A 16,780-nucleotide genomic window follows, 5' to 3' on the forward strand; every position below is an offset into this window, starting at 1 on the left:
TGTATTGATATGAAACAATCCAGTCCTTTTTTAATAGTTCTCTTTATGTTTTCAAGTTGTCTTTTTTCCCAGAATAAACTTGAAGTTTATTTTGATTTGGATAATCCAATAATGAATTCGCAATCGAATGCTAAATTAACGGATTGGATACAACTGCATAAAACTGCTGAAATTTTAAAGGTGCATGGTTTCTGCGATAGTCTTGGTTCGTTCGAATATAACGATACGTTATCTGTAAAACGTGCCATTTCTGTTTTGGAAATTCTTAAAAATAATAACTTGAGAGTTTCAAGCGATGTTGAAATAAAAGGATGGGGTAAACGGTTTGAACAATCTAAAATACAAAGTGATAACCGAAAAGTAGAAATCTATTATTCGGATAAACAACCTGAAAAGCAACTTTCAGAACAAATTAATGCCTTGAAAGTTGGCGATAAATTACGTTTGAAACATCTTAACTTCTATAATCGCTCTGGGGTTGTGTTGCCAAAATCAAAACCAATTTTAAAAGAAATACTGGTGATTATGACGAATAATCCGAAATTGAAAGTCGAAATCCAAGGCCATATTTGTTGTCAACCACAAGGCGATGTGGAAAATATTTCAACACTAAGATGTCAAACGGTATACAACTATCTTATTGATAACGGAATCGACAAAAACCGATTGTCATACAAAGGGTATGGAAGTTCAATGCCGTTATATCCCATTCCGGAAAAAAATGATTTTGAACGCGATGAAAACCGTCGAGTAGAACTTCTTATTCTTGAAAATTGATAAAGGGTTTTATTTGTCATTTAAATTTTGTTTATTCGTTACACGGTTAAATTGTGTATTATGAAACGAGTTTTGATTTTTTTGTTTTTAGTTTTTTCACTGTTAAGTGATGCTCAGGAAAAATTCACCCTTTATTTTGAGAGTGGGAAGCATACTTTAGATAAAAAACAAGCGGAATTGCTAAACAATTGGATAAATACGAATAAAGAATCGAAAGTTGTGGCCATTAACGGTTATGCCGATGAAGATGGTACAAATGCTTTTAACGATTCGCTTTCTCAACGCCGAGTTAAGCAGATTCATGATTTTATTGTAAAGAATAATGTCAAAATTCGTGACGATTTTAAAACACGAAGCTTTGGTGAAACACACAATCAATCTAAAATTAAAGCAGAAAACCGTAAAGTGGTTATTCACTATATCTTGGCTAAAGATTTAGCTCGAGAAAATGAAATTTTAGGACTTACACCTTTGGTTGTGAATGATGAAGATATTGTTCCTATTGAGGAAGAGGATATGCACTTTCCGGAAAACGCTACACTAGAAGAGAAAATTAATTTATCCAAACCCGGAACGCGCATTGTTATGAAAGACATTTTGTTTTATCAGAATACATTTGCCATTGTTCCAACCTCTAAACGCGCTATTGATGAATTGCTTTATATTTTGGATAAAAATCCGAAAATGAGAATCGAAATTCAAGGGCATATTTGTTGTGTAGATGCCGACAGAAGAAATTTATCTTTAGAGAGAGCTAAGCAAGTTCGCAGAGTTCTACAATCAAATAGTATTCCTAGCAACCGGATAAAAGTAAAAGGATTTGGAGTTTCTCATCCTAAGTTTCCAATACCAGAAGCAAATCCGGAGGAAGCAGCAGCCAATCGCCGTGTTGAAATTATGATTTTGAGTAAATAGTAAAGTTAAAAGTTAAAAGGGACAAGAGACAAGGGAAGATTGCCTAATTGGTATAAAAAACTTGTAACTTATAACTGCTTCGCCAATTCAAAAAAATAAAAACTTTATTTTTTTTTCGGGTCATAACTTCTAACTAATTTTTACCTTTGCACCACAACAACACAAACACACTACATGAGTTCTGATAACAGTCAACGTTACAATCTTCGTGGGGTTTCTGCCTCAAAAGAAGATGTGCACAACGCTATTAAAAACATCGATAAGGGTTTATTCCCAAAAGCTTTCTGCAAAATTGTTCCCGATTACTTAACCAACGACGATGATTATTGTTTAATCATGCATGCCGATGGCGCAGGAACAAAATCATCTTTAGCCTATATGTATTGGAAAGAAACCGGAGATATTTCGGTTTGGAAAGGAATTGCTCAAGATGCATTAATTATGAATATTGATGATCTTCTTTGTGTAGGAGCAACCAATAATATAATGCTTTCTTCCACTATTGGTAGAAACAAAAGTTTGATTCCAGGTGAAGTACTTTCAGCAATAATTAATGGAACCGAAGAATTAATTTCCGAATTAAAAGAATTTGGGGTTACCGTACATTCTACGGGTGGTGAAACTGCCGATGTTGGTGATTTGGTTCGTACTATTATTGTAGATTCAACGGTAACTGCACGAATGAAACGTTCTGATGTAGTAGACAATGCTAATATCCAAGCTGGTGATGTTATTGTTGGTTTAGCTTCCTTTGGTCAGGCGGACTATGAGAAAGAATATAACGGCGGAATGGGAAGTAACGGACTGACGTCTGCACGTCACGACGTTTTTGCAAAGTACCTTGCTCAAAAATATCCGGAGAGTTATGATGTATCAGTGCCAAATGATTTGGTTTATTCGGGAAATGTAACTCTTACCGATGCTGTTGAAGGTTCTCCTGTTGATGCTGGAAAACTGGTGCTTTCTCCAACACGAACGTATGCGCCAATTATTAAAGCCGTTTTAGACAAATACACAGCTACATTAATTCACGGAATGGTGCATTGTAGTGGTGGTGCTCAAACAAAAATTCTTCATTTTGTAGATAATTTGCATATTATTAAAGATAATTTATTTCCAGTTCCACCTTTGTTTAAACTAATTCAAGAGCAATCTAAAACGGATTGGAAAGAAATGTATCAGGTGTTTAATTGTGGACACCGAATGGAATTGTATGTTCCAGCTGATATTGCCGAAGATATTATCGAAATTTCAAAATCTTTTGGAGTTGATGCTCAAATTGTAGGTAGAGTAGAGGCTTCCGATGCAAAACAATTAACCATTACTTCCGAGTATGGTGTTTTTGAATATTAAGAATCATGTATAAACAACTTATTCGCCCAATATTGTTTTGTTTTAATCCCGAAACAATTCATCATTTTTCATTTTCAGCAGTACGTTTCGCTAATAAAGTACCTGGAATTTCATCGTTATTTAAATCGATGTATGAAGTAAACGATAAACGATTGGAACGTGAGGTTTTTGGTTTAAAATTCAAGAATCCGGTTGGTTTGGCTGCAGGATTTGATAAAGATGCAAAACTTTATAAAGAACTATCCAATTTTGGATTTGGTTTTATTGAAATCGGTACGCTAACTCCAAAAGCACAAAGCGGAAACCCAAAACAACGTCTCTTTCGCTTGTTAGAAGATTCTGCAATCATTAACCGAATGGGGTTTAATAATGGTGGAGTTGATGAAGCTGTTCTTCGGTTGAAGAAAAACAACGGCGTTTTAATTGGTGGGAATATTGGCAAAAATAAAATTACACCAAACGAAGAAGCGGTTAAAGATTATGAAATTTGTTTTCATGCCTTGTTTGATTATGTAGATTATTTTGTTGTAAATGTAAGCTCACCAAACACGCCTAATTTACGTGCTTTGCAAGATAAAGAGCCACTAACACATTTGCTGCAAACACTTCAAAATTTAAATAACGCAAAATCAAATCCAAAACCAATTCTACTTAAAATTGCACCCGATTTAACCGATGAGCAATTGTTAGATATTATTGATATTGTAAAAGAAACTCAAATTGCTGGGGTTATTGCTACAAATACAACCTTGTCTCGTGAAGGTTTGAAATCGGTAAATAAAATTGAAGCGGGTGGGCTATCAGGTAAACCACTTACTAAAAGAGCTACGGAAGTAATTCGATTTCTTTCCGAAAAGAGTAATAAAGCTTTTCCAATCATTGGTGTTGGTGGAATTCATACCGCAGATGATGCCATTGAAAAATTAAATGCTGGGGCAAGTTTGGTTCAATTGTATACAGGTTTTATTTATGAAGGACCGGCTTTGGTTAAAGCAATTAATAAAAAGATTTTAGAAAAAGCATAAATAGTTTTACTTTTGAAAAGTATGATAACCGAAAAAGTTAAAATTATCGAATGTCCTCGTGACGCAATGCAAGGTATTAAGGACTTTATTCCTACGGATAAAAAGGTTCAGTACATACAATCGTTATTGCGTGTTGGATTTGATACAATTGACTTTGGAAGTTTTGTATCACCAAAAGCTATTCCGCAGATGCAAGACACTGCAGAGGTGTTGGCAAAGTTGGATTTGTCTACTACACAAAGTAAATTGTTGGCTATTATCGCTAATACACAAGGTGCTGAAAACGCATCCGTTCATCCCGAAATTCAATATTTAGGTTTTCCTTTTTCGATTTCTGAAAATTTCCAGATGCGAAATACACATAAAACCATTGCGGAGTCTTTAGTAACGCTACAAGAAATTTTAGACATAGCCGATAAAAGCAAGAAAGAAGTAGTGACCTATATTTCAATGGGCTTCGGAAATCCCTATGGTGATCCATGGAATGTTGAAATAGTTGGAGAATGGACAGAAAAGCTTGCTAAAATGGGAGTGAAAATACTTTCCTTATCCGATACTATTGGAAGTTCTACTCCAGAAGTAATAGAATATCTATTCTCAAACTTGATTCCGAAATATCCAAATGTAGAATTTGGAGCTCACTTGCATACCACACCTGATAAATGGTTTGAAAAAGTTGATGCTGCATATAAAGCAGGTTGTAGACGATTTGATGGTGCTATTCAAGGTTTTGGTGGTTGTCCTATGGCTAAAGACGATTTAACAGGGAATATGCCAACCGAAAAAATGCTTTCCTATTTTACTGCTCAAAAAGCCGATACTAATTTAAGCGCAATGAGTTTTGAAAGTTCTTATAATGAAGCGCTTAAAATCTTTACGGTCTATCATTAATTAACATGTCTTTGTGTTTTTGAGACTTTGATACTCAAAATAAAACCACTATATTTGCATGCAATTTAACTACAAATTGCAACATGAAAGCACACACAGCTAAAATTGTCGGTGAAGGTTTAACTTACGACGATGTACTCTTAGTTCCCAATTATTCCGAAGTACTTCCACGCGAAGTAAGTATCAAAACAAAATTTTCTAAAAATATTACCTTAAACGCACCAATTGTATCTGCCGCAATGGATACCGTTACCGAAAGCGCTATGGCTATAGCAATGGCTCAAGAAGGTGGAATAGGTGTGTTGCATAAAAATATGACTATCGAGCAACAAGCTGCCGAAGTGCGTAAAGTGAAACGTGCGGAAAGCGGTATGATTATTGATCCGGTTACTTTGCCTTTAACTGCAAATGTTGGTGATGCTAAACAAGTAATGCGTGAGTTTAGTATTGGTGGAATTCCTGTTGTTGATGAAAACATGATCCTAAAAGGAATTGTAACCAATCGTGATTTGCGTTTCGAGAAAAACAATACCAGAGCGATTACCGAAGTAATGACTTCAGATAATTTAGTTACTGCTCCAGAAGGAACTACCTTGGTTCAAGCCGAAGAAATTCTTCAAGGCAATAAAATTGAAAAGTTGCCAGTTGTTAATGCTAACAATAAACTTATAGGATTAATTACCTTCAGAGATATTACAAAACTTACGCAAAAGCCTAATGCAAATAAAGATAAATTTGGTCGTTTGCGTGTTGCTGCTGCTTTGGGAGTAACTGCCGATGCTGTTGAAAGAGCTTCTGCTCTTGTTGCAGCTGGTGTAGATGCTGTTATTATTGATACGGCGCACGGACATACCAAAGGTGTGGTTTCTGTATTGAAAGATGTTAAAGCAAAATTTCCAGAATTAGACGTAGTTGTTGGAAATATTGCCACTCCGGAAGCTGCAATTTATTTAGCTGAAAATGGTGCTGATGCTGTAAAAGTTGGAATAGGACCCGGTTCTATTTGTACTACTCGTGTTGTAGCGGGTGTAGGATTCCCTCAGTTTTCAGCCGTGTTAGAGGTTGCTGCTGCTTTACGCGGTACAGGTGTTCCTGTAATTGCAGATGGTGGTATTCGTTATACAGGAGATATTCCAAAAGCAATTGCCGCAGGAGCAGATTGTGTAATGTTAGGGTCGTTATTGGCTGGGACAAAAGAATCGCCAGGCGAAACGATTATTTTCGAAGGAAGAAAATTCAAATCGTATCGCGGAATGGGTTCTGTTGAGGCTATGAAAGAAGGCTCAAAAGATCGTTATTTTCAAGATGTTGAAGATGATGTTAAAAAATTAGTGCCGGAAGGTATTGTAGGACGTGTTCCATATAAAGGCGAATTGAATGAGAGTATGCTTCAATTTATTGGAGGATTACGTGCCGGAATGGGATATTGTGGTGCAAAAGATATCGAAACACTACAAACCAATGGACGTTTTGTTAGAATTACTACTAGCGGAATTGGTGAAAGTCATCCTCATAATGTAACGATTACTAAAGAGGCTCCAAATTATTCTAGATAATTAGTACTTTTAAATTATAACAAAGGGAATACATTTTTGTATTCCCTTTTATGTTTTTCTTAAACTCGAAAGTAATTTTCGGTCTCCTACAACCCATAGAATATCACCAGCTTCCAATATCAAATGAGAATCCGGATTTAGCATACGTCGGCCTTCACGCTCTATGCCTACCACCAAACCATTTGTTTTTTCACGTATTTGCGATTCACGGATACTTTTTCCAATAAATGCTTCATTTTTGAGTTCTAAATGTTGTAATACAATATCGGATTCTTCTAAATTTTCCGGAGGTTCAATTTCATTCTGATCCAAGAATTTTTTAAACTTTTTTACTTGCGTATCACTTCCAATTACACAAATTTCATCACCAGGAAATAATCGTTCATTTCGGCTAGGAACATTAATCATGATGTCGCCTCGTTTAATAAAAGCGACGTTAATTCCCATTTTTTCTCTAACCCGAATTTCTTCTAATGTTTTTCCTGCTAAATTGGATTCTCTTACAATATCAAATGTAGCCATGTGTCCATCCCATGGGGTTAAGTCCCTTCGCGTTCGTTGTTCTTTGCTAATTTCTCGTTCATTTAAATTAGTCATGAAATGTTTTTCAATGCGCTGATAGCGTCTGTGAAGTTGCTTTGGGAAAAGGATATATGCAACTAATGCAACAATTAAAGCGATGAAAGCTGTTCCTGGCGAGAAGAAATTGTTTAAAATAAAACCTATGAAAAATAAGCCTAACGCCATTCTTAAAAAGAAAAGAACAACAATAGGGCCTCTGTATTTTCGGTTTTCAAAGAGTTCATCTACTTCATTTGTGGCTATTTTGCGAAGTGATAATGCCCATAAAAATGGCGACAATAAAATCAATGTTACCAAAGCTGCGAGCGCATGACCAAATTTCGAATCTTTTACAAGAGGCAGTATAAATTCGGTCGATAATAAAACAATAGCAACAATGATTATGGAGTGAATTAGTATTTGAAAAAGATAGATTTTAATGAAGCCTTGCCAAGCACTTACGGTTTTAATAGCTTCGGTATTTGCACTATACTGTTCTATACTATGAATCCATTTTTTAGGAAGTTTTTTTTCGAGATAAATAGCTACAGGCGAACTTAGTTTTACCATGTATGGAGTGGTAAATGTAGTGATGGCTGAAACGGCAACAATGGTAGGGTAAAGAAAATCGCTTGTTACATGCAAGGCCATGCCCATAGTTGCAATAATAAACGAGAATTCGCCAATTTGTGATAAACTCATTCCGGTTTGAACCGATTGTTTTAAAGGTTGCCCTGAAACTAATGAGCCAATGGTAGAACTTATCGACTGACCGAATAGTGTTATTAAAGTTAGAATCGCAACAGGAATCGCGTATAAAATTAATGTTTTAGGATCGATTAACATGCCTACCGATACAAAAAAAACGGCACCAAACAGGTCTTTTACTGGTTTTACCAAATGCTCAATATGTTCGGCTTGTGTGGTTTCAGCAATAATAGAACCCATAATAAAAGCTCCAAGTGCAGGGGAAAAGCCAACTTGAGACGCCAAAATGACCATGACCAAACATAAGGCTAATGAAATAATTAAAAGCATCTCATCGGTTAATAAATGTTTGGCTTTTTTCAGCAAACTCGGAATGAAAAAGATGCCACCAATAAACCAGATGGTAAGAAAGAATAATAGCTTTAAAATAGAATAGAAAAGTTCCATTCCTGAAAATTGACGACTTACCGCCAAGGTTGAGAGTAAAACCATCATTAAGATGGCTAAAATGTCTTGTACGATTAATGTGCCAATTACGTTTCCAGCAAATTTTTGTGCTTTTACGCCTAATTCATCAAATGTTTTTAAGATAATTGTGGTAGAGGAAATAGATAGCATTACACCAAGAAAAACACAATCTAAGCGCTTCCAGCCCATAAAATGACCTACAGCAAATCCTAGAATTACCATAACAACAATTTGGGTTATTGCGGTAATTGAAGCGGTACTACCTACTTTAACCAGCTTTTTAAAACTGAACTCTAATCCTAAACTGAAAAGAAGGAAAATAACACCTATTTGTGCCCAAACTTCAACACTATGCGTGTCTTTTACCGTCGGAAAAAAATCAAAATTATTTCCAGCTAAAAAACCGGCAATCAGATAACCTAAAACTAAGGGTTGTTTTAATTTGCGGAAAATAACTACAGCAATTCCAGCCGTCATTAGGATCAATCCTAAATCACTGATTAAGGGTTGTAGATGTGTTGTCGCTGCTGAAGTTGAAACCGTTAATAACATAGTTGGCAATTCTTAGCGAAAAATACTAAAAAAAGCTGGTATTATCAAGGATTGAAAGCGTATTGAATTAAATTCCTAAGTAATTACTAGGTGTAATTTGTTTCAATTCATTTTTGATAGTATCCGAAACATTTAAGGTTTCTATAAACGAATGAATTGAGGTTTTGTTAATTACAGTATTGGTTCTCGTCAAGTCTTTTAAAGCTTCATACGGATTTGGATAGCCTTCTCGGCGTAAAATCGTTTGAATTGCTTCAGCTACTACGGCCCAGTTTTTTTCCAAATCTTCTGCAAATTTGTCTTCGTTTAAAAGTAATTTGTTTAATCCTTTTAAGGTAGCTTCAAAAGCGATTAAAGTGTGTCCCATTGGCACACCAATATTTCTTAAAACGGTACTGTCTGTTAAATCACGTTGCAATCGCGATATAGGCAGTTTTGCCGACAAATGTTCGAAAATGGCATTGGCAATTCCTAAATTTCCTTCTGAGTTTTCAAAGTCAATCGGATTTACTTTATGAGGCATAGCCGATGAACCAATTTCACCAGCTTTGATTTTTTGTTTGAAATAATCCATCGAAACATATGTCCATATATCGCGGTCCAAATCAATTAAAATGGTATTGATGCGTTTTAAAGCGTCAAAAAAAGCAGCAAAATGATCGTAATGTTCTATTTGTGTAGTTGGGAATGAATGATGTAATCCTAGAATATCTTCAACAAATTCATTACCAAATTCTCTCCAATTAATATTTGGGTAAGCAACTACATGCGCATTGTAATTTCCTGTTGCACCACCAAACTTCGCAGCAAAAGGAACGTTGAAAAGTAATCGCATTTGTTCTTCTAAACGCTCAACAAATACCTGAATCTCTTTTCCAAGTCGAGTAGGGGATGCTGGTTGACCGTGCGTACGAGCCAACATAGGAACATCTGCCCATTCAATACTAAGTTCTTTTAGCTTTGCAACAACACTTATTAAACCAGGCATATAAACTTTTTCGAAAGCCTTTTTTGTTGAAAGGGGAATAGCAGTATTGTTAATATCTTGAGAAGTTAATCCGAAGTGAATAAACTCTTTATAAGGCTGTAAACCCAAGTTGTCAAATGCAGCTTTTATGAAATACTCAACTGCTTTAACATCGTGATTGGTAGTTTTTTCAGTTTCTTTTATCCATAGCGCATCTTCTGTTGAGAAGTTTTCGTAAATCTTACGTAATTCTGGATAAACAGATTTGTCTACACCTGCTAATTGTGGTAATGGTAATTCGCATAACGCGATAAAATATTCTACTTCTACCAAAACACGGTAGCGAATTAAAGCTTCTTCAGAAAAAAATTGGGATAAGGAAACGGTTTTATTTCTATAACGACCATCAATTGGCGAAATAGCATTTAATTCAGTTAATTGCATGTTTGTTGTGTTGTTTTTGAAGATGCAAAAATAGTTATAAGTTGTGAGTTATGAATTATAAGTTTTATTTTTTTTACCACGTTTGAGCTTTCAGTTGCAGTTTATAGTTTTCTGTATAACAAGTATTCCAGTTGTCTATTGCATTTTATTAACTTATAATTTATAACTCATAATTTGCTCCATTCCTTCGCTGGCATTTTTTGGTATAATGGTTACAGGATTAGGAATATTGTATATTGTTGCAGGTTTTGGGTCGATATAATAAATTGGAATTTGATTGTTTACATAGTTAATCAAACTTGCAGCAGGATAAACTTGAAGTGATGTACCAATAACAAGTAATATATCGGCATCTTCAACAATAGGAATGGCTTGTTCTATGGCAGGAACTTCTTCTCCAAACCAAACAATATGCGGACGAAGCTGATTACCTTGAAAGTCCAAATCGCCTAAAACCAAATCTTTTTTCCAATTCAATATGTGATTGTGAAGTTTAGTACTACGCACTTTAAAAAGTTCACCATGTAGGTGTAGCACATTTGTACTGCCTGCTCGTTCGTGTAAATCGTCAACATTTTGTGTAATTACAAAAACGGTATGATGCTTTTCTAGCTCGGCAACAAGTAAATGGCCTTGGTTGGGATGTACTTCTAATAATTGAGCTCTGCGTTTGTTGTAAAAATTCAATACAAGCTCAGGGTTTTTTGCCCAACCAATAGGAGAAGCTACTTCCATGATATCATGTCCTTCCCAAAGTCCATCTGCATCACGAAAAGTTTTGATACCACTCTCGGCACTTATACCAGCACCGGTTAATACTACAATTTTCTTTTTCATCGTGTTATAATACTTAAAAACCTCAAAGGTGATGTGCAGTTGAGGTTTGTTTTTTGAGTGAAGTAAGTTATACTTTGCCTAGGGTGTATAATTTTTCCATTGTTGGTGATGGGCTACCACCATCGGGTTCTAAAGTAATACCAAAAGCTTCTGCATCTGTAGTGTTGTCAACTTTGTACATTCGGGATGATTCGGCAGTTGCTCGTTCTAATAATCCAATGCTTGTTGGTGTGAGCGGATTCATTTTTAAAGCCCAAACCTGATACACCATTCCTTTTGGAGGATCGGGTAGGTTTTTCGCATCTACATACACGGTTTTAGATTGATTATTCCAGTATATTTTGGCACTTGCGGTTGGCATCGCAGCTTGACCTCCTAAGTTTACAATTGTATTGTTTTTGTCTCTTAAAATGTCGAGCATGGTTTCAGAAACCTTATTTTTATCTTCAAGAGTGGTTACTGTTTGTTTCATGTTTTCGTAATCAGCTTTGTTTTTGTTTATTTCAAAGTTGATTTTTTCGTCCATGGTGTTATTCATTTGAAAATACATCAATCCGGCACCTAAAACTACAAGTACTGAGGCTGCCCAACCGGTATATTGAATCCAATTTGTTCTGGATTTCAGACTAATGGTTTTACTCTCGTTACCTAATAATTCTTGACGAATTTTAATGTAGGTTTCCGATGAAATATTTGGAGAAACACTATACGACAAATTAATTACAGCTTTTTCTATTGCTGCAATTTCGGAACGGATTGCGGGACTATCTGCTGCCATTTGTTGTACTTCGAGCATTTCTGCTTCGGAAAGTTTACCGAAAACATAAAGCTCTAAAATACCACTCTCTATGTACTCTTTGCTATTCATTACACTTTCAATAGGTTTCTTAATTCGTTTATGCAGTTTCTGTTTTGTGTTTTTACGGTTCCAAGCGGAATTTCAAGTTCATCTGAAGCTTCCTGTTGTGTATAGCCTTTAAAAAACAACAAATCAATTAACTGAATACATTTGGGTTTTAATTTTTGAACAAACTCCTGAATCCCAATAATATCAATTTTGTTGTTGAGTTTGGAATTGTCGTCAAGTATATGTACGAAATTATCGGTTGATAAGTTTTTTTGATTGTTGTTATATCCTTTTGAGCGAAGTTTGTCTATAGCCGAATTGCGCGCTATATTTAGAATCCATGTAAAAAACCGACCTTTGGTTTCGTTGTACGAATCTAAGTTTTTCCAAATTTTCACAAAGGTTTCCTGTAATACGTCTTCTGCTTCTTCTTTGTCTTTTATCAAATTAAAAATCACACCAAAAAGGCTTTTAGCGTACATATCGTATAAAAGAGTAAAGGCTTTGTCGTCTTTTTTATAAATTTGCTCCAATAATTCTTCTTGAGTCATAAGTAGGAATTAACTTCCCCAAGTTAAGAAACAATATTTAAAAAGCTATAGTTTTAATGGAAAACCTTTTTTCGGATCACGATTATCTTAATTATTTGGAAGAATTTATAACGGAAAACCGTAGAGAAGGATTTCTGAAAGTACTTCAAACCAGAACGAAACATTTTACAATCGCCATGGAAGATGTGTATCAGTTGCACAATACCAGTGCTGTAATGCGTAGTTGCGAGGTGTTTGGAATTCAGGAATTGAATGTTGTTGAGCAACGTTTTGGAAAACGCATCGATAAAGAAATCGCTATGGGTGCCGAAAAATGGGTTGATATCAAACGATTTTCGTCAAATCAGGATTGTATTGATAATTTAAAAGAAAGAGGGTATCAAATTATAGCCACAACGCCACACGAAAACGACTGTATGCTGGAAGATTTTGATATTACGAAACCCTCAGCAATATTTTTTGGAACTGAAAAATTAGGACTGTCCGAAGAAGTTATGCAACAAGCCGACGGTTTTTTGAAAATTCCGATGGTTGGGTTTACCGAGAGTTTAAATATTTCGGTTTCTGCGGCAATCATTATTCAGAATATAACCAATCGTTTACGTCATTCGGATATTGATTGGAAATTAACCGAAGCAGAACTTTTAGAAAAACGAATTGATTGGACTCGTAAATCGATTAAGGATATCGACTTTATAACGAAGAAGTATCTGGAAAAGGTTTAGTTTTTTTACTGTAACCTATTTACTTTTCTTTAATAACTTGTAATCTTCGTAGCAACCTTTTATGGCATCCATAATCTGAAGATCATTTGCGGTTTCGATAAAAGCATCAGAATAATTACAGCCTTTTAAAATATCTTTCATTTCTTTCTGATCGATACCTAAAATGGAACATACCGTTTCACGATCGTATTTTGAAGCTAAAACATTTCTAACTGTTTCGTCTTTTTTAAATTCGCGAAGCTTTTTCATTTCTTTCGGTTTTTTTCCGAATAAATTATAAAGTGCATCAGCCGGGTTAGATAAAGCGCCTAAAACTTTACCTACTTGAGAGTTTCCACCCGATTCGTATCCGTAAGGTAATCCAGAAATGCTGTAACGGTGTGCGTCGTTTAGTGCAATTAACTTGGTATCTACTTCAATATAGCCAGTTAGTAAATAGCGCGGAATAAAAACTTCTTCAAGAGCAAAGGCTTTTTCGGTCAGTTTTACTTTAAATCCTTTTTTGTTTTTAATCCAGTCTGCCGAAACACGAATTTTAATCGATTGAAATCCGATGTATGAAAAATGTAGTGTGTCGTTTACTTTAGCTTCAATCTCAAATTCACCCATACCATCAGTGGTAGTTCCTTTTACGGTACTAAGGTTGATTACGTTTACATCTTTTTTGGGTAATAAATTGGATTCGTTTACAACTACTCCAGATATTTTAGTATAGGTATCTTCTTGTGCAATAGCTGTTGCCGAAAGTAAAGTCAATAAAAAAACTACAAAATATTTCATACTTGGTTTTAGAAAGTCTAAATGTACTAGATATTTTGTAGTTTCTATAGTTATTAGAAGAAAATTAACAAAAAGTGTTAGCTTCTTCTAGGTCTTCTTTCTCTTGGAGCGCTCGAATCCGAACGTCTTGGAGCCGATGAGCTTGAACGTCTTTCGTTTTTAGGAGCTCTATCGCTTGAACGACTTTCGCTTCTTCCACCTCCGTCACGTCTTTCTCCTCTAGGAGCTCTTTCACTGCTTCTGCCGCCAAAGCCACCTTCTCTACGGGAAGAACCTCTGTCTCCTCTAAAACCTCCATCTCGGCGACCTCCAGAATTTCTTCCGTTATGGTCACGACGTGAAGAGTTTCCTCCCCCATCATTTTTAGAGATTTCAACATTAATTCTTCTTCCGTTAAGGTCATAACCATTTAAGATGTCCATAACCTTAGCAGTGTGTTCTCCGTCGGTGTTAAAGAAAGAGAAACCTTCTTTCACATCTACTTTGAAAACATCGTCACGGCCTAAGTCTAATGTTTCTTTCAAGAAATCTTTTAGCTGCATCCAGTCGAAATCGTCTCTAGCGCCAATGTTGATGAAATAACGAACCGGGTCTCCAGCTCTAATTTCTCTTGGTTCAGAACTTCTTTCTCCTCTTTCGCTACCTTGACTTGATAAGTCACGTTTCGATTTGTAGTACGATAAGAAACGGTTGAATTCTACCGAAACCATTCGCTTGATTAGTTCTTCTTTCGATAAATCTTGGAAAACTTCATAGATAGCCGGTAAATAGTTGTCAATTTCATGATCAACTTCGGTATCGTGAATTTTATTGGCTAAGTGTAATAGCTGTATTTCACAGATTTCGATTCCGCTAGGAATAGTTTTTTCTTCAAACTTTTGTTTGATGATTTTTTCAATCGCGTGAATCTTACGGATTTCACTCTTAGTTACAATTACTATCGATGTCCCTAATTTTCCAGCACGACCTGTACGTCCAGAACGGTGGTTGTACGTTTCGATTTCATCAGGTAATTGGTAGTTAACTACGTGTGTTACGTTGTCTACATCAATTCCACGAGCTGCAACGTCTGTAGCAACAAGCATTTGAATTTGACGACCACGGAATGCTTTCATTACCCCATCACGTTGTGCTTGCGATAAATCACCATGTAAAGCCGCAGCATTGTATCCATCTTCAATTAACTTTTCGGCAACCGATTGTGTATCGCGTTTCGTACGGCAAAAAACTACAGAGAAAATATCTGGGTTAGCATCCGCTAAACGTTTTAATGCTTCGTAACGGTCACGAGCATTTACCATGTAAAATTCATGCGAAACAGTTGCTGAACCTGAATTTTTGTGTCCAACAGTAATTTCTTGAGGATTGTGCATGAATTGTTTTGCAATTCGAGCAACTTCCTGTGGCATAGTAGCCGAAAATAACCATGTGTTTTTTTCATCTGGAGTGTCAGATAATATCGAGCAGATATCATCATAGAATCCCATGTTTAACATTTCGTCTGCTTCATCAAGCACACAAAAGTTAATGTTTTTAATGTTTACAAGTCCACGATTAATCATGTCTTGCATTCTACCCGGAGTAGCCACAATAATTTGTGCACCTCTTTTTACTTCACGCGCCTGCTCGGTAATGCTTGCTCCACCATATACCGCTACAGTGTGTAAGCCTTTAATGTATTTTGAATATTGTTTAATCTCGTTAGTGATTTGTAAACAAAGTTCACGTGTTGGCGATAAAATTAAGCCTTGAGTGCTTTTGTCATCAGCGTCGATTTTCTGGATTAACGGAAAGCCGAAAGCGGCTGTTTTACCTGTTCCAGTTTGTGCCAATGCAACAATGTCTGTGTTTTGCTCCAATAGTATTGGAATCGCTTTTTCCTGTACTTCTGACGGATTCTCAAATCCTAGATCTTTAACCGCCAGCAGTAGCGATTCATTCAATCCTAATTGTTCAAATTTATTCATTATGTATTTTTAAATTGGGTGCAAAAGTACAGCGAATTAATGAGATAAACTAATGAAAAAACTTTATTTGGCTTTTTATTAGTATTTGAAAATCAATAAATTAGCCAATTTAAAGCTCGGGATTGTAATTGTGAGGGTGTAAATTTTGTAGAATTAATCTTTTTTAGCTGATAAAAATGATTATTTTTTAAGAAAATCCACCAATTGTTTCACCGCTTTTCCGCGATGACTTATGGCTGATTTTTCTTCAATGGTTAGTTCGGCAAACGTCATGTTGTAACCATCGGCCACAAAAATTGGGTCATACCCAAATCCGTTAGTGCCTTTTTTTTCGCTGATAATACTTCCGTTTATAATTCCTGTGAATAAATGTTGTTCGCTATCAAGGTTTAAAGCAATAACTGTTTTGAAATTTGCTTTTCGATTCGCTTCATTTTGAAGGTTACTCAAAACTTTATCCATATTGTCATTATCGTTTCGCTGAGGTCCGGCATATCGAGCTGAGAATACACCAGGTTCTCCGTTTAAAACTTCAATTTCCAATCCGCTATCGTCTGCAAAGCAATTATAGCCGTATTTTTCAGTGATATAATTTGCTTTTAAAATGGCATTACCTTCAATTGTATTTGCGGTTTCTGGAATGTCAACATCACATCCAATATCTTCTAAACTTAGAATTTCAATTTCGGAAGGAACCAGTTGTTGAATTTCTTTGATTTTATTTTTATTGTTCGAGGCGAAAACGAGTTGCATAGTGTAGTGTTTCTGAATTTTGATAGCCAAAGTTACAAAGTTTTAGCTGAAATTCGGTCGAGTAGCAACGTCATAAAAATACAAAAGCCGAGGTGGAGCCCCC

15 protein-coding genes are annotated in these 16,780 nt (G+C 35.7%); 7 read left to right on the plus strand and 8 right to left on the minus strand.

Going from position 1 to position 16,780, the window contains the following annotated elements:
- Nucleotides 1–45 precede the first annotated feature (45 nt).
- The 6 genes from ACZ1JT_RS09625 to guaB all read left to right on the plus strand — a co-directional run bounded on the left by ACZ1JT_RS09625 (nucleotide 46) and on the right by guaB (nucleotide 6,517).
- Nucleotides 46–777, plus strand: coding sequence for an OmpA family protein (locus tag ACZ1JT_RS09625; protein ID WP_465095287.1), 732 nt, complete (start codon nucleotides 46–48; stop codon nucleotides 775–777).
- Nucleotides 778–837: 60 nt separating this feature from the next.
- Nucleotides 838–1,692 (plus strand): OmpA family protein, encoded by an 855-nt coding sequence (locus tag ACZ1JT_RS09630; protein ID WP_465093608.1) that lies wholly within the window; start codon nucleotides 838–840, stop codon nucleotides 1,690–1,692.
- A 174-nt stretch (nucleotides 1,693–1,866) separates the two neighbouring features.
- Entirely contained in the window at nucleotides 1,867–3,045 is a 1,179-nt protein-coding gene (locus ACZ1JT_RS09635; RefSeq protein ID WP_465093609.1) for an AIR synthase related protein, read from the plus strand.
- A gap of 5 nt (nucleotides 3,046–3,050) precedes the next feature.
- Complete coding sequence (locus tag ACZ1JT_RS09640) at nucleotides 3,051–4,070, plus strand: quinone-dependent dihydroorotate dehydrogenase (protein WP_465093610.1); 1,020 nt, start codon at nucleotides 3,051–3,053, stop codon at nucleotides 4,068–4,070.
- A 21-nt stretch (nucleotides 4,071–4,091) separates the two neighbouring features.
- The gene (locus ACZ1JT_RS09645; protein WP_465093611.1) at nucleotides 4,092–4,961 is read left to right on the plus strand and encodes a hydroxymethylglutaryl-CoA lyase; all 870 of its coding nucleotides are present in this window, start codon (nucleotides 4,092–4,094) and stop codon (nucleotides 4,959–4,961) included.
- A gap of 83 nt (nucleotides 4,962–5,044) precedes the next feature.
- Nucleotides 5,045–6,517: an IMP dehydrogenase gene (gene guaB, locus ACZ1JT_RS09650; RefSeq protein WP_465093612.1), complete on the plus strand. Its 1,473-nt coding sequence runs from the start codon at nucleotides 5,045–5,047 to the stop codon at nucleotides 6,515–6,517.
- Nucleotides 6,518–6,565: 48 nt separating this feature from the next.
- On the opposite strand, the gene ACZ1JT_RS09655 is transcribed toward guaB, so the two are convergent.
- From ACZ1JT_RS09655 to ACZ1JT_RS09675, 5 genes are all read right to left on the minus strand, one after another.
- Nucleotides 6,566–8,806, minus strand: a complete 2,241-nt coding sequence (locus tag ACZ1JT_RS09655; RefSeq protein ID WP_465093613.1) for a cation:proton antiporter — start codon at nucleotides 8,804–8,806, stop codon at nucleotides 6,566–6,568.
- A gap of 67 nt (nucleotides 8,807–8,873) precedes the next feature.
- Nucleotides 8,874–10,217, minus strand: coding sequence for an adenylosuccinate lyase (purB, locus tag ACZ1JT_RS09660; protein WP_465093614.1), 1,344 nt, complete (start codon nucleotides 10,215–10,217; stop codon nucleotides 8,874–8,876).
- 153 nt (nucleotides 10,218–10,370) lie between these two features.
- Complete coding sequence (locus tag ACZ1JT_RS09665) at nucleotides 10,371–11,054, minus strand: SIR2 family NAD-dependent protein deacylase (protein ID WP_465093615.1); 684 nt, start codon at nucleotides 11,052–11,054, stop codon at nucleotides 10,371–10,373.
- Nucleotides 11,055–11,121: 67 nt separating this feature from the next.
- A complete protein-coding gene (locus ACZ1JT_RS09670) occupies nucleotides 11,122–11,922 on the minus strand; it encodes an anti-sigma factor (RefSeq protein WP_465093616.1) in 801 nt (266 codons plus the stop codon).
- Entirely contained in the window at nucleotides 11,922–12,452 is a 531-nt protein-coding gene (locus ACZ1JT_RS09675) for an RNA polymerase sigma factor (protein WP_465093617.1), read from the minus strand. The genes ACZ1JT_RS09670 and ACZ1JT_RS09675 overlap by 1 nt, the downstream gene beginning before the upstream one ends.
- A gap of 56 nt (nucleotides 12,453–12,508) precedes the next feature.
- Here ACZ1JT_RS09675 and ACZ1JT_RS09680 point away from each other — a divergent pair, with 56 nt between their 5' ends.
- Entirely contained in the window at nucleotides 12,509–13,177 is a 669-nt protein-coding gene (locus ACZ1JT_RS09680) for a TrmH family RNA methyltransferase (protein ID WP_465093618.1), read from the plus strand.
- Between the two features lie 15 nt (nucleotides 13,178–13,192).
- Here the strand turns inward: ACZ1JT_RS09680 and ACZ1JT_RS09685 are convergent, their stop codons facing one another.
- The 3 genes from ACZ1JT_RS09685 to ACZ1JT_RS09695 all read right to left on the minus strand — a co-directional run bounded on the left by ACZ1JT_RS09685 (nucleotide 13,193) and on the right by ACZ1JT_RS09695 (nucleotide 16,677).
- Nucleotides 13,193–13,957 (minus strand): carboxypeptidase-like regulatory domain-containing protein, encoded by a 765-nt coding sequence (locus ACZ1JT_RS09685; RefSeq protein WP_465093619.1) that lies wholly within the window; start codon nucleotides 13,955–13,957, stop codon nucleotides 13,193–13,195.
- Nucleotides 13,958–14,034: 77 nt separating this feature from the next.
- Nucleotides 14,035–15,924, minus strand: a complete 1,890-nt coding sequence (locus tag ACZ1JT_RS09690) for a DEAD/DEAH box helicase (protein ID WP_465093620.1) — start codon at nucleotides 15,922–15,924, stop codon at nucleotides 14,035–14,037.
- A 180-nt stretch (nucleotides 15,925–16,104) separates the two neighbouring features.
- Entirely contained in the window at nucleotides 16,105–16,677 is a 573-nt protein-coding gene (locus ACZ1JT_RS09695; protein WP_465093621.1) for a non-canonical purine NTP diphosphatase, read from the minus strand.
- Nucleotides 16,678–16,780: the final 103 nt, after the last annotated feature.

This window comes from Flavobacterium sp. IC2-16, from assembly GCF_055521455.1.